The organism is Porphyromonas asaccharolytica DSM 20707, from assembly GCF_000212375.1.
GTDB classification, from domain to species: Bacteria; Bacteroidota; Bacteroidia; order Bacteroidales; family Porphyromonadaceae; genus Porphyromonas; species Porphyromonas asaccharolytica.
Genome location: NC_015501.1, coordinates 785,784 through 805,720, shown reverse-complemented (window position 1 = coordinate 805,720; position 19,937 = coordinate 785,784). Strand labels below are relative to the sequence as shown.

General features: G+C 55.0%; 17 protein-coding genes and 1 tRNA gene. 16 read left to right on the top strand and 2 right to left on the bottom strand.

Annotated features, from left to right (window positions below):
- Nucleotides 1-19 precede the first annotated feature (19 nt).
- Nucleotides 20-1,894 carry a leucine-rich repeat domain-containing protein gene (locus tag PORAS_RS03190; protein WP_013760161.1) on the bottom strand — a complete coding sequence of 625 codons (1,875 nt, stop codon included), beginning with the start codon at nt 1,892-1,894 and terminating at the stop codon, nt 20-22.
- A 602-nt stretch (nt 1,895-2,496) separates the two neighbouring features.
- On the opposite strand from PORAS_RS03190, the gene PORAS_RS03185 reads away from it, so the two are divergent.
- The 16 genes from PORAS_RS03185 (at nt 2,497) to PORAS_RS03110 (ending at nt 19,277) form a co-directional block, all read left to right on the top strand.
- Nucleotides 2,497-2,570 (top strand) — tRNA-Arg (locus PORAS_RS03185).
- 131 nt (nt 2,571-2,701) lie between these two features.
- On the top strand, nt 2,702-3,697 hold the full coding sequence (trpS, locus tag PORAS_RS03180) for a tryptophan--tRNA ligase (RefSeq protein ID WP_013760160.1): 996 nt from the start codon (nt 2,702-2,704) through the stop codon (nt 3,695-3,697).
- A 42-nt stretch (nt 3,698-3,739) separates the two neighbouring features.
- Entirely contained in the window at nt 3,740-4,225 is a 486-nt protein-coding gene (locus tag PORAS_RS03175; RefSeq protein WP_004330751.1) for a DUF3127 domain-containing protein, read from the top strand.
- Between the two features lie 18 nt (nt 4,226-4,243).
- Nucleotides 4,244-4,723 carry a 23S rRNA (pseudouridine(1915)-N(3))-methyltransferase RlmH gene (locus PORAS_RS03170; RefSeq protein WP_004330734.1) on the top strand — a complete coding sequence of 160 codons (480 nt, stop codon included), beginning with the start codon at nt 4,244-4,246 and terminating at the stop codon, nt 4,721-4,723.
- 17 nt (nt 4,724-4,740) lie between these two features.
- On the top strand, nt 4,741-5,094 hold the full coding sequence (locus PORAS_RS03165; protein ID WP_013760159.1) for a PAS domain-containing protein: 354 nt from the start codon (nt 4,741-4,743) through the stop codon (nt 5,092-5,094).
- 2 nt (nt 5,095-5,096) lie between these two features.
- On the top strand, nt 5,097-5,321 hold the full coding sequence (locus PORAS_RS03160) for a hypothetical protein (protein WP_004330732.1): 225 nt from the start codon (nt 5,097-5,099) through the stop codon (nt 5,319-5,321).
- Nucleotides 5,322-5,348: 27 nt separating this feature from the next.
- The gene (locus PORAS_RS03155; RefSeq protein ID WP_013760158.1) at nt 5,349-6,284 is read left to right on the top strand and encodes a type I phosphomannose isomerase catalytic subunit; all 936 of its coding nucleotides are present in this window, start codon (nt 5,349-5,351) and stop codon (nt 6,282-6,284) included.
- A complete protein-coding gene (locus PORAS_RS03150) occupies nt 6,281-6,898 on the top strand; it encodes a DUF3109 family protein (RefSeq protein ID WP_013760157.1) in 618 nt (205 codons plus the stop codon). The genes PORAS_RS03155 and PORAS_RS03150 overlap by 4 nt, the downstream gene beginning before the upstream one ends.
- 31 nt (nt 6,899-6,929) lie before the next feature.
- Nucleotides 6,930-8,324 carry an SGNH/GDSL hydrolase family protein gene (locus PORAS_RS03145; RefSeq protein WP_013760156.1) on the top strand — a complete coding sequence of 465 codons (1,395 nt, stop codon included), beginning with the start codon at nt 6,930-6,932 and terminating at the stop codon, nt 8,322-8,324.
- Nucleotides 8,314-9,576, top strand: a complete 1,263-nt coding sequence (locus PORAS_RS03140; RefSeq protein ID WP_245528053.1) for a GDSL-type esterase/lipase family protein — start codon at nt 8,314-8,316, stop codon at nt 9,574-9,576. Before PORAS_RS03145 ends, PORAS_RS03140 begins: the two co-directional genes overlap by 11 nt.
- A gap of 7 nt (nt 9,577-9,583) precedes the next feature.
- On the top strand, nt 9,584-11,110 hold the full coding sequence (locus PORAS_RS03135; RefSeq protein WP_013760154.1) for an MBOAT family O-acyltransferase: 1,527 nt from the start codon (nt 9,584-9,586) through the stop codon (nt 11,108-11,110).
- A gap of 166 nt (nt 11,111-11,276) precedes the next feature.
- Complete coding sequence (locus PORAS_RS03130) at nt 11,277-12,758, top strand: butyryl-CoA:acetate CoA transferase (protein ID WP_013760153.1); 1,482 nt, start codon at nt 11,277-11,279, stop codon at nt 12,756-12,758.
- Nucleotides 12,759-12,842: 84 nt separating this feature from the next.
- Nucleotides 12,843-13,748, top strand: coding sequence for a dihydropteroate synthase (gene folP / locus PORAS_RS03125; RefSeq protein WP_013760152.1), 906 nt, complete (start codon nt 12,843-12,845; stop codon nt 13,746-13,748).
- Nucleotides 13,749-13,773: 25 nt separating this feature from the next.
- Nucleotides 13,774-14,556: a diadenylate cyclase CdaA gene (cdaA, locus tag PORAS_RS03120; protein ID WP_004330740.1), complete on the top strand. Its 783-nt coding sequence runs from the start codon at nt 13,774-13,776 to the stop codon at nt 14,554-14,556.
- 338 nt (nt 14,557-14,894) lie between these two features.
- Nucleotides 14,895-17,891 (top strand): TonB-dependent receptor, encoded by a 2,997-nt coding sequence (locus PORAS_RS03115; RefSeq protein ID WP_013760151.1) that lies wholly within the window; start codon nt 14,895-14,897, stop codon nt 17,889-17,891.
- A gap of 42 nt (nt 17,892-17,933) precedes the next feature.
- Nucleotides 17,934-19,277 carry a hypothetical protein gene (locus PORAS_RS03110; RefSeq protein WP_013760150.1) on the top strand — a complete coding sequence of 448 codons (1,344 nt, stop codon included), beginning with the start codon at nt 17,934-17,936 and terminating at the stop codon, nt 19,275-19,277.
- 174 nt (nt 19,278-19,451) lie between these two features.
- Here the strand turns inward: PORAS_RS03110 and PORAS_RS03105 are convergent, their stop codons facing one another.
- A complete protein-coding gene (locus tag PORAS_RS03105; protein ID WP_155811462.1) occupies nt 19,452-19,823 on the bottom strand; it encodes a hypothetical protein in 372 nt (123 codons plus the stop codon).
- Between the last annotated feature and the right edge of the window lie 114 nt (nt 19,824-19,937).

Below are 19,937 nucleotides of genomic sequence, written 5' to 3'. Positions count from 1 at the left end.
AGGAGGTCTTCAAGCTCATCTAGAGCGTTATGGTGCGTGCGTCTTGCCTTACGACTAGAACATATTGCCCAGCAGGGAGCACTCTCACATCTAGTGTAGTAGTGCCGTCTTGTGTAGTCCCCTGTGTGAGGATCTCGCCCGCTAGACTATATAGGCGGTAGGTCTCGCCCGCGGTCGTGCCGTCGAGGATGAGCTGATTGCCACTCCTATATATTATAGGTGTTACTGCCGAGGGGCGCTCGCTTATAGAGGCAAACGATCGCTCATTGATAGAGCCAAAGTCTCGCCACACGTCACGGGCTTCATAATCTGCCCGAGCGCCTGTGGGGACAGTGAGCGTAGCCTGTCCCAGCGTCACACCCATAAAGGGATTATTTCCGAGGTCTGGTGGTGTCGTACTGGCTGAGGTGAAATTAGTTAGACCGACGCATAGCGCAAACGCCTCATGACCTATTCTCTCTACTTGCGCTCCTATCTGAACGCTCTTGAGAGCGGGGCATCCATAGCACACGGCAGGGGGGATCTGCGTCAAGCTATTGGGGAAATAGACCTCTTCAAGCGCATCGCAGTAAGCCAAGAGCTGGCTGCCTAGACTGTCGGGCTGCTCGGGGAGTGTGATGGTGCGCAGGGTCGTGCAGTGACTGAAGGCTCCCTCACCAGCATAGCGCAGACTCTTCGGGAGCTCGATACTCTCGAAGCCCACACAGGCTCTGAAAGCTTCACGCTCTATGACGCTGAGCTGCGCCGTCTGAGGCAGAGCTGTCAAGGCTTGACAGGCTCGAAAAGCTTCCGCCCCAATTGTGTCTAAGCTCGTGGGGAGCTGCACCTCTCGGAGCGCTGTGCAGTAAGCAAAGGTCTCAGCGGGTAGACTAGACAGGGCTGCCTGCATATCGACTCGCTCGAGGTTACTACATTGCGACCATACGCCTTCGCCAAGTTGCTGTACGGAAGCTGGTATAAGCACCTTGGTAAGTGCGAGGCACTCTTTGAAGCACCCTTTTCCGATCTTTTCGATGCCATCAGGGAGATCGGTCTCTCCGAGAACTTTACAGCCGCTGAAAGCGAAGTCTCCGATCTGCTTGAGATCCTTGGGCAGGGGAACTGTCGTAAGTAGTGGATTTTGGCTAAAAGCATACGCCCCGATCTCCGTCACAGTACGGGGTAGTATCACACTTGTCAGGCTAGCACAGTTACAAAAAGCTCCATCGCCGATGCTTAGTAGCCCCTCGTCAGGTAGGTCGACCACAGTCAGAGCTGAGCAATCTCTGAAGGCATCCCGACCGATACTATCTACCGATGAGGGGATCTGTACTGAGACAAGCTTTTTGCAGAGACGGAAAGCTTGATGTCCGATCAGCTTAGTCCCCTCGCTGATTGTCACCTTGGAGAGGGTACGGCAGTAGTTAAAAGCGTTGTCCCCGATGGTGATGAGGCTTGCCGGCAGCTCTAGCTCGGTAAGCTTACCACAGTAACTGAATGCGGTACTCCCTAGCTCTTGTAATCCAGTACCAAACCGTATCGTAGTGAGCCCACCACACTTATAGAATGCTTTGAACCCGATCCGCTGCAAACTGTTCGGGAAGGTAAGCTCCGTAAGCTTCGAGCAGTTCATAAAAGCCTCGTCGCCGATCTCCTCCAGTCCATTGGAGAAGGTTACAGCTGTGATATTTCGATTTCCTTGAAACGCCTTGTTTCCAATTTTCGTAACCGACTGAGGGATGATTATTTCGCCTGTTGCCTCGGGCCACGCAGTGAGTACACCCTGCTCGATCGTTTGTGCTGAGAGTAGCGTACTACTCATGGCAAAGAAGGATACAAAAAGGGATACAAACCCGATAAACCTTTGCTTGCTAGATAGTCTATCGGATAGATGAGATAGTTGATGCTGTTTCATACCTTGTTTGTGTGACGGGATCTGCTAGTGACACAAATGTACAAATTCTTCCTCGTATCTCAGAGCGATAACCCTGACTGGGCAAACCCGACGTCGGCTCGTTACAATAATTTAGACCCGACTACAAATCGATATGGTGCCGTGTCGAGGAAAACTGATTTCCACGTGGATATTTCGAAATATCCAGGTGGAGAATTTTTATTTTCCACGTGGGGAAGAAAAAACTCTTCGGAGGAATGAAATGAAACTTCGGAGGAAATGAATGACGCCCACGTGGAAAATAAAAAATATCCACGTGGAGATTTGAGATTTTCCACGTGGATATTCGAGAAAGGAGGGAATCGGACGAATTTCCTCGTAAAGATATGTAAATAGAGATTGGAGACTAGAGGTTAGAAATTAGGGGGCAGGGGTGACACATTATTGTGAGCTCATCTATGCCTCACTTGTCGCTAATGTGTAGTTCCTGACAGAGCGATTATAATGCGTCAGCCCTGCCAGCTAGTTCCTGCGAGCATCACGATAGGATCTCTTACGACATGAGACGCTTCTCCCTCTAACTTCTAATCTCTTTTTTCCGTACCTTTGTAGCGATGATAGAAGGCTCGGTAGCTTAGCTGAATAGAGCGTCAGATTCCGGTTCTGAAGGTCGTGGGTTTGAATCCCACCCGAGTCACTACACCTTATGTAGGGAGATGCTATGCAGACTCCCTACGTTTGTTTTGGGATCGTATGAAGTGCAGAGACCTCAAAAAGTACTACCTTTGCGCTACAACTATACATTAATATAGAGAGTACATTCACAGTATGGAACGAGTCGTCAGTGGTATCCGGCCTACCGGTCATCTACATATAGGCAACTACTACGGAGCTATGCGTAGCTTCCTAGAGATGCAGGAGCAGTATGATTGCTACTTCTTTATCGCAGACTGGCACTCGCTGACCACGCACCCTCACCCTGGGGACATCGTGCAGGATACAGACACGATCCTCGCTGAGTACCTCGCGTGTGGGCTCGACCCGAGCAAAGTGGTCCTCTACCGTCAGAGCGATGTGCCTGAGGTTCTGGAGCTATACCTTTACCTGAATATGAATGCCTATCTGGGTGAGCTACAGCGCACCACCACCTTTAAGGAGAAAGCGCGCAAGCAACCAGACAACGTCAATGCTGGTCTGCTCACCTACCCGACGCTGATGGCGGCTGACATCTTACTGCAGCGCGCTGTCAAGGTGCCCGTAGGCAAGGATCAAGAGCAAAACATGGAGATGGCGCGCCGCTTCGCCCGACGCTTTAACACGATCTACGGCGTGGAGTACTTCACAGAGCCAGCCTCGTGGACCGCTATGTCTAAGCCGATCAAGGTGCCTGGGCTCGATGGCTCTGGCAAGATGGGCAAGAGTGAGGGCAATGCAATCTACCTCTACGAGGATGACAAGTCTATCACTAAGAAGGTGATGCGCGCTGTCACGGACGCCGGCCCTACGGAGCCAGACAGCAAGCCCTCGGAGCCTGTGGAGAACCTTTTCACCATTATGGATCTGGTCTCCGCGCCTGAGACGGTGGCACACTTTCGCCAGTGCTATGCGGACTGCTCGATACGCTACGGCGATCTGAAGAAGCAGCTAGCAGCTGACTTGCTCACGGCGATCGCTCCAATCCGAGAGCGTATCCTAGAGCTTTCTAGCGACAAGGAGCAGCTACACCGAGTGGCTACTGAGGGAGCTATGAAGGCGCGCGAGAGCGCTCGCAAGACGATCGAGGAGGTCAGAGAGATCATAGGCTTTGCTCCGACACTCCGATAACTATTCACTAACCACTAACTACTAACCACTTATAGACTATATATGGACAGCAACAATAACCGCCCCAACCCACTCATCGCCAGAGGCACCGTCATACGCATTCTCCCAGTACAGGAGGGTGTCAGCAAGTCGGGCAACGCTTGGCGCAAGGGGGCTTTTGTCATTGAGACTGACGCACAGTACCCACGCACCATCTGCTTCAACATTTGGAATAATCGTATCGATGAGTTTTCACTCACAGAGGGTGACTTCGTCGAGGTACGCTTTGACGTAGAGAGCCGTGAGTATATGGAGCGCTGGTACACAGATGTGACAGCATACAATGTGTCCAAGGTAGACCAGACTGCGGCTGCTGCTGCACCTGAGGCTGATCCCTTTGCGGACAAAACTCCTTACGTAGGGGGCAATGCAGCTCCAGCTCCTAGCACGGGCTTCGCTTCGCAAGCTCCTGAGGCAGGAACGCAAAATCAGTTTGGCGGATCTTTTGACCCAGCCGCTGGTGACAACGCTGACGACCTACCTTTCTAAGAGTTAGCTCTGCATCGTATGCGTACGACACTCCTCGTAGTGGGTGAGACCTCTTCGCCAGAGCTACACCGACTCATCGAGGAGTATCGGCAGCGCATCGGCGGATATATACCTTTCGACATTGAGGTCTTGCCCGACCCTAAGCGGCGCAAGCAGCAAGCCTCCATAGCTAATCAGCAGCAAGCGACCTGCGAGGCTATCGCCTCGGTGATCGCCCCGAGTGATCTGGTGGTCCTGCTGGATGAGCGTGGCAAGGAGTACACGAGTCGTCAGTGGGCGGAGCAGCTCCAGCGCTACATGAATAGCGGTGCTAAGCGACTCCTCCTAGTGGTGGGTGGTCCCTACGGCTTTACGCCTGAGTTTAAGCAGCACTACGGACAGCAAGCCTGGTCACTCAGTCGCTTGACCCTGACGCACGAGATGGTGCGTCTCTTTGCGGTCGAGCAGATCTACCGAGCCTGCACGATACTGCGGGGAGAGCCTTACCATCACGACTAACCTATAGTTCCAATCACATGATACCATTCTTTGAAGAGGCAGACGTAGCGGTCACGATCTGTGACCGTGAGGGTCGCATTATAGAGATGAACGAGCAGTCACGTCAGGTCAATCTCAAGCCAGGTCAGAGTTTGATCGGCAAGAATGTCCTCGACTGCCACCCAGAGCCAGCACGCTCACTACTAGCCGATATGATGGCACATCAGACGAAGCATGTCTACACCATCACAAAGGGCGACAAGAAGAAGCTCATCTACCAGATCCCATGGTACGAAAATGGGGAGTATGCGGGCTTTATAGAGCTCTCGATGATCATTCCCCACGAGATGGCACACTACGTACGTCAAGTGCCTCCCGAGAAGAAGGCTTAGCCATGTTTCGCAGAGACCGTCTCAAGCTTTACTTCCTCCTCATCTGGTGGATCGCCCTCAATGTGTGGGTCTGGATCCTGCAGCGTACCCCCTTTGACTGGATCCGTGTCGGCTCTAGTGTCGGCACGCTCGTGGTGATCGCACTACTCGCCTGGATATGGCATAGGAACTACCGCACCGAGCAGGAGCGCCGTGCTCTAGAGCAGTCAGAGGACGAAGAGAAGTAACCATCGCTACATCTTCCTATTATATATATGTCTCGTAAGCTCACGCCAATACGCTGCACACCCCAATACTATCACAAGATATGGGGTGGGGGTCATCTTGCGCCTACAGGAGGAGACAAGCAGATCGGAGAGGTGTGGCTACTCTCGGCTCTCGCAGGGCAGGAGACGCCCACAGCGGGTGCGGACTACGAGGGTGCTTCGCTAGATGCTTTGGTAGCTCGCTATGGAGATCGCTTACTAGGGCGAGGACAGACGGCACGATGCGGTGGAGCTTTCCCCTTATTGATCAAGCTGCTAGACGCAGCGGCAGATCTCTCTGTGCAGGTACACCCATCACCAGAGGAGGGGGGCAAAGATGAGATATGGTACTTCCTAGAGACGGAGCCGACGAGCCGTATCTGTCTCGGACTGACTGAGTCGATGAGTGCCGACGCCTTGCGCTCTGTCATCGAGCGCGCGGCTCTGATGCACTATCTGCACTGGGAGCCTGTGAGACCAGGAGAGGCTATCGCTCTACCGGCTGGCACGATCCACGCACTAGGTGCCGGATCAATGCTGATCGAGGTGCAGGACACGAGCGACACGACCTATCGTCTCTACGACTACGACCGAGTAGATGACGAGGGAGCCCGGCGTACGCTACACATCGAGGAGGCGCTCCGCAGTGCTACTCTAGAACCGTACAGACTGGACTCTCGCCAGTTGCCCCTGGGTACGCCACGCTTCGTCTGTCACGAGGTGACAGCCACACCAGACTCGTCTCAGTTCATTACAACCGAAGGCACGAGCTGTGCGATCCTTGTTGGCATCTCCGGGAGCTTGCTGCTAAGCGGGGACGATACGGAGCCGTGGCAACTAGCTTCCCATGAAGCATTACTGCTCCCCGCCGAGACACTTCCGATGCAGGTAGCACCTGGCGAGGGTAAAGCTTTGATGATAACCTTAACGCCTGCAGAGGGATGATACAGATAGATGACAAGGTAGTGAGCTTTGAGATCCTTGAGGAGTGCTTCGCCTGCGACTACGCTGTATGCCGTGGAGCTTGCTGCGTGCATGGCGATGCGGGTCCTCCCGCCACAGAGCGTGAGTGTCGCAGCTACCAGCGCCACCTCTCGCTCCTTGAGCCACACCTAGCTCCCGAGGCGTCTGAGCTAATCCATCATCAAGGGGTGAGCTACATAGATATGACTGGCGAGCGGGTACTCTCTATAGTGAACGGCGAGAACTGCGCCTTCACGCTTCACCCGACACCGCCCGAAGGGGTACGCTGCGCCATCGAGTGGTACGCCTCGACCCATCCCGAGGTGCAGCTAGAGAAGCCCATTAGTTGTCGCCTCTACCCTATTCGTGTGCGTCAGTTCAAGTACTTCTCATCGCTACATTACGACCGCTGGGACATTTGTCAGGCGGCTGTGGAGCGAGGGCGCAAACTCGGCATCAAGGTCTACCAATTCGTTCGCGAGCCACTGATAGCAGCCTTCGGGGCGCACTTCTACGATCAGCTCATTGAGGCGGATAAGCTACTCCAAGAGGCGCGGCGCAAAGAGGCTGAGGATAGAAGAGCCGCCAAGCATTAACGCCCAGCTCTAGCGTATCGTCTCATAGTTCATGAAAAGAAAGAATCTTCTCTACCGTAGCTTCTTGCTACTCCTCGTTGGCGGTCTGCTAGCGTATGGACTCTCGGAGCTACTGGTCGCTGTCGGTCCTATCGCAGGCTACCACTTCAAGGGGTTCAACCCGCTGAGTGATCTCCTCGATACGACAGCAACCCAATCGTCGGAAATGCTCTCCATACCCTTAGACGAATCAGAAGGGTCCTTTGATCCGGAAGATGCTTTGGAGGGCTCCACAACCGCAATAGGGGACTCGACCAGTCGTACGCAAGTTGCGATCGATACGCTTCCTCCGCTAGAGCTCTCCAGCCGTCTGATGGACTACTCTGAGGGACAGAGTGCGCTGCGCCGTCTGCGCGCCACGCTGCGGGAGGGGCACTCGCGGGCGGTACATATTGCCTTCGTCGGTGACTCCTTTATAGAGGGCGACATCTTGGTGGCTCCCTTTCGCCAGGCTCTCCAACAGACTTATGGTGGTCAAGGCGTGGGCTACGTACCGCTCACCTCGCCTGTGGCTCGCTTTAGGCAGAGCATCCAGCAACGCTTCGAGGGGGCTTGGCAGGAGACTTCCGCCAATAAGAGTAAGTCTCGTACGCTCTTCACACTAGCAGAGACCTTTGCCACAGCTACTGCAGCCGCCTCCACAAGCTACAAGCTAAAGAGTGCAGCCGATCGCGTCACGCTCCAGTACGTCAGTGACTCGATCCCGGTGACGATCACCTACGGCATCAATGGAGGCGAGCGTCAGCGTGTCGAGCTGCCAGCTAGTCACGGAGCAATGGCCGAGTATACCCTTCCGCATAGTGGTGTCAAGCGGGTTGAGCTAGCCACCGAGGGGGGCGATGGCACACGCTTTTATGGCGTCTGCTTCGACGGCGCAACGGGCGTTTCCGTGGACAACTACAGTCTTCGTGGCTCTATGGGGACAAAACTCAACGCTGTCTCCTCAGCCCTGACGGCACAGCTCTCACGCTTCCGCCCCTACGACCTGATCATCCTTTCCTATGGGCTTAATGTGGTAAGCGCTCAGGACAATAACGACAGCTACGACTGGTACTACGCCGCCATGTCTAAGAGCATCGAGCATATCCAGAAGCTCTACCCGCACGCCACGATCCTACTCCTGTCACTCTCTGACCGCGCCACGCTGCGTGAGGGAGAGATACACCCGCTCAATGGGGTGGCTCGTGTACTCCGCACACAGCACCGCTTAGCGCAGCGCTACGGACTCCTCTTTTGGAACACGCATGAGGCGATGGCTTCGCTCGGCGGCATCAAAGGCTTTGTGGACAAAGGGTGGGCGGCAAAAGACTACACCCACATCTCTATGGCAGGTGGGCGGCAGCTCGCTAAGTTACTCACAGCAGATCTGATCGGTGATGAAGAGTAGATTGATACGGATCAGTTGTGTCATCATAGGGAGTCTACTCCTTATGGTGCAGACGCTTATGGCACAGCGGGTGCCACAGCTCGTAGCCCCCGACGGTTACCTCGATAAGTTTTGGTCCGCTTGTGACGAGGCGAGAGCGACTGGACAGATCGTCTCGATCATTCACCTAGGCGACTCGCACATACAGGCAGGACACTTCACGATGCCGATCCGTCAAGCCTTTACGCAGCGTTGGGGCAATGGTGGACTTGGCTGGGTAGGTCCTTTTCGCCTATTGGGCACCAATCCGCCTATCCACACGGTGATACGAGCCTCCTCAGCCGGAACGTCGGGCGTTAAGATCACCCAGAGAGACTACGATCGGGAGAGTCCTACGGGCATGGTGCTACAGACGAGAGCTAGTAGTGCCGTCACCTATACCCTGCAGTGCGGTGGCGGGCAAACCTTCGACCGCATCGTCATCTACCGACAGCGGGGAACGCAACCTTTCACCTTAGCTGGCCATAGCCTTGGCGAGATCGCTATCGCTCACGACACTTTGACCACAGAGCAGATCGTCACCGACACGCTCCTCGTGGGTCGTTACGTAAGCTCGGCAGAGGTGACCGCTCCCGCCTCGGCCGTCTGGTATGGTGCTAGCCTAGAGCGTAATAGTGGCGGCGCACTCGTCCACACGATCGGCTACAATGGTGCTACCTACTACACCTACAGCAAGGGGAGCTTCACTAGTTCCGTTGCCATCCTGCGTCCTCGGCTGATCATCCTTTCGCTGGGTACCAATGAGTCGCTCGCACGGCAGTTTGACCGCAACAACTTTGGCGCAGAGGTCGCTCGACTAGTACGCAGGCTCCAAGCGAGCAATCCCGACTGCGCCATCGTCCTTACCTCGCCTGTCGCCAACTATCAGAAGATCCGCACAGCACACAAAAGGCGTCGTGGCAGGCGTAGGCGTCGTCGCACGGTCTACCGCACGAGTTATCGGGCTAATGCCAATTGCCAGCTCATCGCCGACGAGCTACAGCAGCAAGCTCGGGAGCTGGGGTGTGGCTACATCGACCTCTTCGCTCACTTCGGCGGGAAGGCGGGTGCTGCGCAGTTGCTCTCTAGTGGCATCCTCTCTGGCGATCGCGTCCATCTGACCGCTGCTGGCTATAATAAGGTAGGAGAGACGATTGCCACAGCCCTTCAAGACAACTATAAGCAGTGGTGCCAACGCTCCTCCCACGTCACCCCTCAAGCCTCCGAAGACTAACCCCCGTATGCTCACCCCCTATCTCTCACGAGCTGCCGAGCTACTCACCTACGATAGCTCCGCGCCGATGCTCTTCAATAGTGGACTTTTTCTCGTCCTCTTCCTGCTCTTCCTGCCGCTCTACTACCTGCTGCGTAGGCACACGTTGGCACGGATCATCTATGTAGTGTGCTTCTCGCTCTTCTTCTACTACAAGAGCAGCGGCTACTACGCTATGATCCTCATCATGACCGCCACGGTCGACTTCATCATCGGGCACCTCATAGCAGCCACCCCAGAGCGCAAAGTCAAGCGCCGCTGGCTCACGCTCTCCCTCTGCTTAAACCTCGGCATGCTCGGATACTTTAAGTATACCAACTTCCTCCTAGAGCTTTTCACCCCGCTCGTGCAGTGGGTCGGCGGACTGGTTGGGCTTGGCGAGGTAAGCACGACACAGCTAGGGCCGCTTGACATCTTTCTCCCCGTCGGCATCTCCTTCTTCACCTTCCAGTCGCTCAGCTACGTCATCGACATCTATCGAGGCGAGATACGTCCGCTGAGACGCTGGGTCGACTACCTCTTTTACGTCTCCTTCTTTCCTCAGCTCGTGGCGGGGCCTATCGTACGTGCCAAAGACTTTATCCCGCAGATCTACAAGCCCGTATGGGTTACCAAAAAGGAGTTTGGCGAGGGACTCTTTCTGATCCTCTCGGGACTCATTAAGAAAGCGATCATCTCCGACTATATCTCGCTCAACTTTGTGGATCGTGTCTTCGACGCCCCTACCCTTTACAGTGGCTTCGAAAACCTCATGGCCATCTACGGTTACGCACTCCAGATCTACTGCGACTTCTCTGGCTACTCCGATATGGCTATCGGCATCGCCCTGTGGCTCGGCTTTCGCTTCAACATCAACTTCGACTCGCCATACCGCTCCGCCACCATCACCGAGTTCTGGCGGCGCTGGCACATCTCCCTCTCCTCCTGGCTGCGAGACTATCTCTACATACCGCTCGGGGGGAGTCGTCGTGGTCGGTTGCGTACCTATCTCAACCTCCTGATCACGATGCTCCTCGGCGGACTATGGCACGGAGCCAGCCTGCGCTTTATCCTCTGGGGTGGTATGCACGGTGTCGCCCTTGCCCTGCACAAGCTCTATATGCAGATCTGCCCGTGGGCACGCCCCGACGGAGCCTCTGTGGGACGGTTCAGACGCTACCTAGGCATGTTCATCACCTTCCACTTCGTCTGCTTCGCATGGATCTTCTTCCGTATGCCGACGATGGAGGGCATCGGACAGATGTTTGAGATGATACGGTACGAGTTCCACCCCGAGATCATCCCACAGTTCCTCGAGGGTTACTGGCTCGTCGTGACGCTCATCGTGCTAGGCTTCGTGGCGCACTTCGTCCCGCAGCGCGCCTTCCGCCCCCTCGAGCGCAGCATCAGTCGTATGCCGCTCGTCGGTCAGGCACTCCTCTTCGCCCTCGTCGTGCTGCTCGTCGTCCAGTTCCAGAGCAGTGGTGTGCAGCCCTTCATCTACTTCCAGTTCTAGCGATTGACTAAAGTCCCTAGAGCCACTAGCACTCCTAGAGAAAGCCTCCGCTCTCTAATCTCTAACTTCTAATCTCTAATCTCTTTTTTCCGTACCTTTGAGAAACGCAACCGCAGCGAGGCGGTGGCGCCCTCTTATAGCACAAACACTTAACCCAATATATAGTATGTCTTACCCAATCATGACTGCCGAAGAGGCAGCGAGATTAGTTCACGATGGCGATCAGGTAGGCTTCAGTGGCTTTACACCAGCTGGTTGCCCTAAGGTAGTGCCACAAGCCATCGCTCATTACGCCGAGGAGGAGCATGCGGCGGGGAGACCGTTTCGCATAGGTGTCTTCACAGGCGCCTCGACCGGCGACCGCCTCGACGGAGCCCTAGCACGTGCTCACGCAATCAAGTTTAGAGCACCCTATCAGTCCAACAAAGACCTACGCGCCGAGATCAATAGCGGTGAGGTCGCTTACTGCGATATGCACCTCTCGCAGCTGGCGCAGGAGATGCGTGCTGGCTTCTTTGGCAAGATCCACGTGGCTATCGTCGAGGCTGCTGAGCTAACGGAAGATGGTCAGCTGGTACCCACCACGGGCGTCGGTATCCTACCCACCATCTGCCGCCTCGCAGACCGGATCATCGTTGAGATCAATGACCGTCACCCGGCCAAGATACGTGGTCTCCACGACATCGCAGAGCCTCTTGACCCACCCGCACGTCGTGAGCTACCTATCTACAAGCCCTCTGATCGTGTCGGCAAGCCTTACGTACAGCTCGACCCGAAGAAGGTCGTAGCGGTCGTCAAGACCAGCGAGCCAAACGATGACGGAGGCTTTGCACCGCTCGATGAGGTGACGCAGGCAATTGGGGACAATGTCACGAAGTTCCTCGAGGAGGAGATCCGCACGGGGCGCATCCCTCGTGAGTTCCTCCCGCTGCAGAGTGGCGTAGGCAACATCGCCAATGCGGTCCTAGCCTCCGTAGGTAAGAGCCCGAAGATCCCACCCTTTGAAGTTTACACCGAGGTGATCCAGGATGCCGTCATTGGGCTGATGAAGGAGGGACGCGTTAAGTTCGCCTCGGGCTGCTCGCTCTCAGTCAGTCGTAATGTGATCCTAGACATTTATCAGAACTGGGACTTCTTCAAGGACAAGCTACTCTTGCGCCCTGAGGAGTACTCCAACAACCCAGGCATCGTGCGCCGCCTCGGGGTCATCACGATGAATACCGCTCTAGAGGCAGACATCTATGGTAACATCAACTCGACACACGTCCTAGGCACCAAGATGATGAACGGCATCGGCGGCTCGGGCGACTTCACCCGCAATGGTTATATCTCTATCTTCACCACGCCTTCAACCGCTAAGGGCGGCGCCATCAGCGCCATCGTGCCGATGGTGAGCCACGTGGATCACAGCGAGCACTCGGTCAAGGTACTCATCACCGAATACGGTATCGCAGACCTCCGAGGTCTCTCTCCACGACAGCGTGCGGAGCGCATCATAGAGAACTGCGCCCATCCCGACTACCGTCCACTGCTACGTGCTTATCTAGCTCAGGCTTCGGAGGGACAGACTCCTGTTTGTCTAGAGAAGGCTTTCGCTTTCCACAAAGCCTTTGCAGAGACAAAGGATATGCGCCAAGCGAAGTTTTAATCTATAAAAGCAATCGCTCCTCGCCACTACCATGTAGTAAGTGACGAGGAGCGATCACAACAATCCACAAGACCTGACACGCTTATGTCTTATATACTCAATCTAGGGGGACGCGCCTTCGACCTGTCGGAGCCTGTCGTGATGGGCATCCTCAATGTGACGCCCGACTCCTTCTATGCGGGTAGTCGCAAGCAGACCGCTGAGGCGATCGCTGAGCGTACCCACGAGATCGTCCAGGAGGGAGGACGCATCATCGACATTGGCGCCTGCTCGACACGCCCTGGAGGCGAGCTGGTCAATGGCGAGGAGGAGCTACGCCGACTACGCCACGCACTAGAGATCATCCGTGCTGAGGCACCCGACCTGCCTATCTCGGTAGATACTTACCGTGCTGACGTGGCGAAGGCGTGCGTCGAGGAGTATGGCGTGGAGATCGTCAACGACATATCGGGCGGTCAGGCCGATCCGAAGATGTACCGCACTGTAGGGGAGCTAGGCGTCGCCTACATACTGATGCACCTAGAGCACAACGTCGAGGGGATGCATCAGGTAGTGGACTACAAGCCCTCTGTAGAGGTGTGCGTAGCGGACTACTTCCGTCGCCGCCTCGAGCAGCTTCACGACTGTGGTGTAAAAGATGTGATCCTCGACCCCGGCTATGGCTTTAGCAAAAGCATGGACGACCACTACCGCCTGTTGACACATCAGCGAGAGGCACTGCAAGAGTTTGCCGAGCCAGTACTGGTCGGCTTCTCGCGCAAGCGTATGGTGCAGACGGTCATCGGAGCCGACGCTATGCACTCAGGCGATGCGACCAACGTGCTACATACCTATGCCCTGATGGAGGGCATCGCACAGATCATCCGCACCCACGACGTGCGTCTCGCTGTCGAGGCGATCAAGGTGACCGACATGATCCGCAAGCACCTCCCTGACGCTACGGGGGCGAGTAGCTACACCCACTGGCAGAGACCGCTAGAGACCCTTTAACTATCACGCTTAGAGACTTAGGACTGTGACGCTAGACTGGTTATCCTTTACACTTGTCGACCTCTTTGACATTATCCTCTCGGCACTCCTCTTCTACTATGTCTATCGGACACTGAGAGCGACCGCCTCGAGAGCGCTGATCTTAGGTATCTTCACCTTTATCCTCGTGTGGGTCATCGTCTCCAAGTGGGCCGGCATGATCCTCTTGGGGGGTATCCTCGATGAGTTGGTCGGCACGGGGATGCTTATTCTAGTGATCATCTTTCAGGAGGAGATAAGACGCTTCTTGATCACGCTGGGCAGTACCCACCGATGGCGGTTCTTGCGAAAGGTCTTCAAGGGGGATGATCAGAGTGCTCAGGAGGAGCAGCGTTGTGTCGCAGCACTCGTCCTAGCCTGCATGAATATGGCGCGCAAGAAGGTAGGCGCCCTCATCGCTATCGAGGCCAAACAAGAGCTGACCGCCTACCTCCACACGGGAGAGGTCTTTAAGGCAGAGATCAATGCCCGTCTGATCGAAAACATATTCTTCAAAAACAGCCCGCTCCACGATGGCGCCATGATCATCGTTGGCAATGACATACGAGCCGCCGGATGTATCCTCCCCGTTTCCAATGATCCCAATCTCTCGAAAGACTTAGGCTTACGTCACCGTAGTGCCTTAGGACTCTCGCAGGCTACGGACTGCCTCGTCATCGTCATCAGCGAGGAGCGTGGCAAGATCTCTCTAGCGCAAAACGGAGTCATCGACGTTGATGTCGACATAGACACCCTGCGCCAGAGACTAGACGCTATCTACGCCAGCTAGCTCAGAGACACATATAATATAGGTCAGAAGGAATGCACCGAGCGTGCGTTCCTTCTTTTCGTTTTCAACCCGATCGTATCGTGCTCTCTTCGTAGTAGATACGAGTTCCAAAAAGAGTTCCCCTCTTGGAACTTTTTAGTTCCAAGGCAGGAACCTTTCAGTTCCAACGGAGGAACCTTCGAATTCCAAGGGTGGAACTTCTGTCAAGTAGCGACCTTCTTCCCTAAGGAGAGCCAGCGAGCTGTCCCCTTGTCAGCAAAAACGAAACAAACGAGTAACCATATGATAACATCGCCACGCTACCTTTGCAGCGTAAGATTTGAAACAGGACATTTCGTATGCTATACAAGGCGCTTTTCTACACACTCGCCCTTTTGACACTCTTCACCGTTGGCACTACGCTGATGGCTCAACCACACGGTCAGCCCATTCCTCACAGCGAAGCAGACCTACGACTAGGCACCCTCACGGGGCGCATCGTCGACGAGCACGGAGAGGGGCTCATCGGAGCCACTGTGCGCATCATCGAGACGGGTGGCGGACAGGTTACGGACTTCGATGGCAACTACTCCTTACAGCTCGCCCCCGGCACCTATACCGTAGAGATCGCTTACGTGGGCTATGCGACCAAGCAGGTGGAAAACGTAAAGATCACCTCCGGACGAGAGACCAGTCTCTCGGTTGATCTCGCCATAGCAGACAATGTCCTCGGCACCGTCGTCGTGACCGGCTCCTACAAGACGAGCAATACGGCGGGCGCGATGAAGATACAGCAGAGCATGCCTCAGCTCTCCACGGTCGTATCGAGCGAGATGATTGGCAAGACGGCCGACAAGAACCTCGGCGAGGCACTCAAGCGTGTCACGGGCGTCACCACCATGAGCAATAAATATGTTGCGGTGCGTGGTATGGGCGAGCGCTGGAACGAAGCTTCGCTCGATGGCATCCCGCTACCCAGTACAGAGAGCAACTCTAAGGCTTTTGGCTTCGACCTGATCCCCACCTCGCTCATAGACAATGTAACAGTCCTCAAGACCGCTACGCCTGACGTCAGTGGCAACTTCTCGGGCGGCCTCATACAGATCACCACGAGAGACATCCCGACGAAGGACTTTATCTCCATCAGTGCTGGCACTAGCTACAACTCGCTCAGCACCTTCCAGACACAGAAGTATCGCATCAGGGGAAAGTGGGACTGGCTCGGCTATGACGATGGTCGGCGCGCCCTACCTAAGGGACTGCACGAGATACCTTTTGACCCGTACAACCCCGTTCCTGAGCTCTTCGAGCAGAGTAAGCGACTGACCACCGACAACTTTACCATCCACGAGGGCAAGACCCCGCTCTCGCAAAACTACCAAGTCTCTCTCGGCAAGAGCTGGGATCTCAACAAGAGCGGTAACCATCGGCTCGGACTGATCGCCTCGCTCACCTATCGCAACACACAGCAGCAGACCATCATCGACCACATAGAGCGTGGCGAGTGGATGAATGCCAAGCAATACAATAAGGTACAGGAGAGCTTTGTCGATACCGGCATCCGCAATAGTGGCGCTAACTACAAGTACAACACAACCCTTGCCGGCGTCCTCAATATCGGTTGGCAGCGAGGCACTAATCGCCTCAGCCTGCGCAACACCTACACTCATAAGTATGACAACGACCTCTCAGAGCTAACTGGTCTAAGTGACGAAGACCCCAACCCCGAGAGCAATCCTTACCGACAGCAGGTCAACTACCCGACCTTCCAGGACCTCTTGCAAAACAAGCTCAGCGGCAAGCATCAGCTAGGCGAGTCACTCCGCCTCGACTGGGCGCTAGCACACACCTACGTACAGCGCAACCAGAAGGACGCCGCCTTTACACAGCAGGTGAGCCGACTAGACGAGGCTGGAGCGCGTCACTTCTACAATCAGGTTGGCGTGCAGTCGGGGACACTCTTCCCGCTGACCCGTGCTTGGTACCTCAACCATGAGCGAGACTTCAACGGGCAGGTCAATGTGGAGCTACCTTTCGAGCTCTTTGGCAATGACTGGACGCACAAGTTCAAGGCGGGGTACGACGGTGCTTTCAAGGAGAACCGCTTTGAGTTTTGGGAGCTCTCGATGCACCTCTTCAACACACAAGGCTTTGACTTCACCACCAGCACGATTGCTGACCTCATCAAGGAGGAGAATATGCGCGACGGTGGCTTCGCCTGGGACCTCAAGCGTCTCCAAGGTGACGGACGTATGTACCACGGACGAGTCATTCAGAATGCGCTCTACGCCATGCTGGACGACCGATACAGCGAGCTACTGCGCCTCGTATGGGGGCTGCGTGTCGAGCACTACCTCTACCAAGAGCTGAGCAACCCCTCTATGTCGATGGGCGAGCTAAACATCGTCGAGCAGGATCGCAAGGAGCGGCCCGTGGCTATTATGCCGTCGATCAATCTCACGATCACTCCGATCAAAGACCTCAACGTACGACTGAGCTACAGCCGCAATACGGTACGCCCGCAGTTTATGGAGCGCACAGCTTACCGCTTCTACGATCCCTTCCTCGGTGGAGAGATCTTCAACCAGAGCGTCATATCGACGACTGTAGACGGTGCAGACCTGCGTGTCGAGTGGTACCCTGGGGCTGGCGAGGTGATCTCCATCGGTGGCTTCTACCGCTACCTGGACAAGCCTATCGAGCGCATCGCGCAGAAGACTGCCTCCTTCGCACGCTTCTACATGCTGATGAATAGCAACAAAGCGCACAGCTACGGCGTCGAGCTAGAGCTTCGCAAGAACTTCGGCTTCATACCCCTAGGCTCATGGCTCGAGCATCTTTACCTCAACGCCAATGCGACCTTCACACAGAGCATCGTCACCGGTATGGTCTCACGTGCCGACGAGGGCGGTATCCTCCACTGGGTACCCGTCACACAGCGCCGACCGATGTATAGTCAGGTACCCTATATGTACAATGTGGGTCTCTCCTACGAGAGCGACACCTTTGGGGCCAACCTCACCATGAACCGCTCCGGACGCAAGCTCGTCCTCAACACGAACCAAGCCTACGAGCAGGAGTACGAGGCACCCTTCAGTCAGCTCGATGCACAGCTCTCCTACACCTTCCCCAAGTATGGCGTGACCATCAAGGTCAATGGCTCTAACCTGCTCAACTCTAAGCATATCATCTATACCAACCATGTGGACGACTTCGAGCGCGCCGCTGACAATAATCAGATCCTAGACACCATGCGACATGGCACCTCTAGCGACTACGACCCAGGACACGACAACATCGTCTACCAGTACCGCGATGGCATCTCGCTGAGTGCCTCCGTTAGCTGGACTTTCTAAAGAATCAGAGATACTTACACTTCAACTATCTATCATAATATCATGAACAAGACAATCCGTTTACTAAGCCTCGTGATGGCTACCCTCATGAGCCTAGCACTACTTACCTCATGCGACGAAACAGGCAATGAGCCTAATGGTGGTGGAGACAACAACAAAGTCACTGGTCGCACCATCGGTGGCAAGGAGCTCGTAGTCATCGAGGGCCGCATCAATGGCAAGAACAACCACTGGACAGCTGACAAGGTCTACGCACTTAAGGGCATCGTCACCGTACCAGCTAATGAGACACTCACCATCGACGCTGGTACCACCATCATCGAGGAGCCCACACCATCAGGAGCTACGGGCGTACTCGTCGTAACTCGTGGCGCTAAGATCATGGCCGAGGGTACCGCACAGAATCCTATCGTCTTCACCTCCTCCAAGGCTGTCGACAACAACGCTGGTCGTCCCGCTCCTGGAGACTTCGGTGGAGTCATCTTACTAGGTAAGGCTAAGGTCAATACACCGACCGACGCTCAGTTTATCGAGGGTCTCAACCAAGGTGTCGAGGAGTATCGCTACGGTGGCGACAATGACGAGGACAACAGCGGTGTACTGCGCTACGTACGCATCGAGTACGCTGGCTTCATCCTAGGCGACAGCAACGAGATCAACGGTCTCACCTGCGGCGGCGTAGGTCGTGGCACCACGCTAGACCATATCCAGGTCAGCTGGGGGCTAGACGACAGCTTCGAGTTCTTCGGTGGTTGCGTTAATGCTACCCACCTCGTCTCCTACGCTTGCGACGATGACAACTTTGACTTTGACAACGGCTTCACCGGTAGCATCACTTACGGCGTAGCTATTGCCAATCCCGCCTCCACACACTCCGACAGCAAGGGTAAGTCTGACAGCAACGGCATCGAGCTAGACAACAATGCAAAGGCTCAGGACGAGACCTTCTCGCTAATACCTAAGACGCACCCCACACTGACCAACGTCTCTATCATCGGCGCAGCTACTCGTGTAGCCAACGTCCATAGCAACTTCCAGGGCGATGCTTACAAGTACGCAGCTCGTGTACGTCGTGGTGGTCAGATCACGCTCAAGGACTGTATCCTCACCGGTTATCCTAAGGGCTTCGTCCTCGACCCCGATGCCGACAAGATGGAGCATAGCAAGATCGAGGGCAGCTCCTTCCACGGCTTTGACGCTGCCTTTGAGATCAAGAACGGCTCCGCCAAGCCTACCACCGGCATCATCGAGGTGATCAACAAAGACTCCGCCGCTACCTTCGGCATGAAGGCTCCCTTTGGGACGCCAGCCGACTTCACAGGAGCTCAGGTCGGCGCCTTCCCTGCTAGCAAGGGCAACTGGCTACAAGGCTGGACCGCTTTCTAGTCGTCCTATACCAAACGCACAGAGCACTAACAAAATAGGGACGGACCTTGTGTCCGTCCCTATTTTGTTTGGTGGTCTTTCTGTGATCCGGCTTTTGGCTACTACGTCTCGGGGTGTTGTGAAATCGAGCCTTTGCGATGAGATGAACGACTAACTCAATAAGCGTAAGGTCGTCTAGCTCTTTTGGGACTTACTAACTTCTCCGACCCAGAGAGAGACTATAAGCAGTAGCTGAAACGCAAAGGCGTAGATCCAATATCTATCTAACCAGAATAAGAGGCTAGGCAGAGAGAGTATATAGCTGGCGCCTAAGACTATGAGGAGCTTTTTGACACCTATGATTGGATAGTCTCCATGATTGACCTTGCGACACACCCAGGCGACCAGCACGATCAGTAGGAATGTGACCGAGAGTGCTAGACTCTTTGCCATCTGCGCATGAAGCTCACTAGAGGCTTCTCCTAGAGAGGAGACCATCAGCACCCAAGCGGCAATAAAGGAGCAAAACCATGAGAAGTTGCTGTCTAGGCGGAATCTGTTTTTCATAGGGCTCGTATACTTTTCTTTCTTCATTGAGTCTAGCTGCAAATGTACAAATTATCAATCAGCTCTCAACTTCGCAAATCTTACATGTAACAACCTATAGGGCACACGACTCGC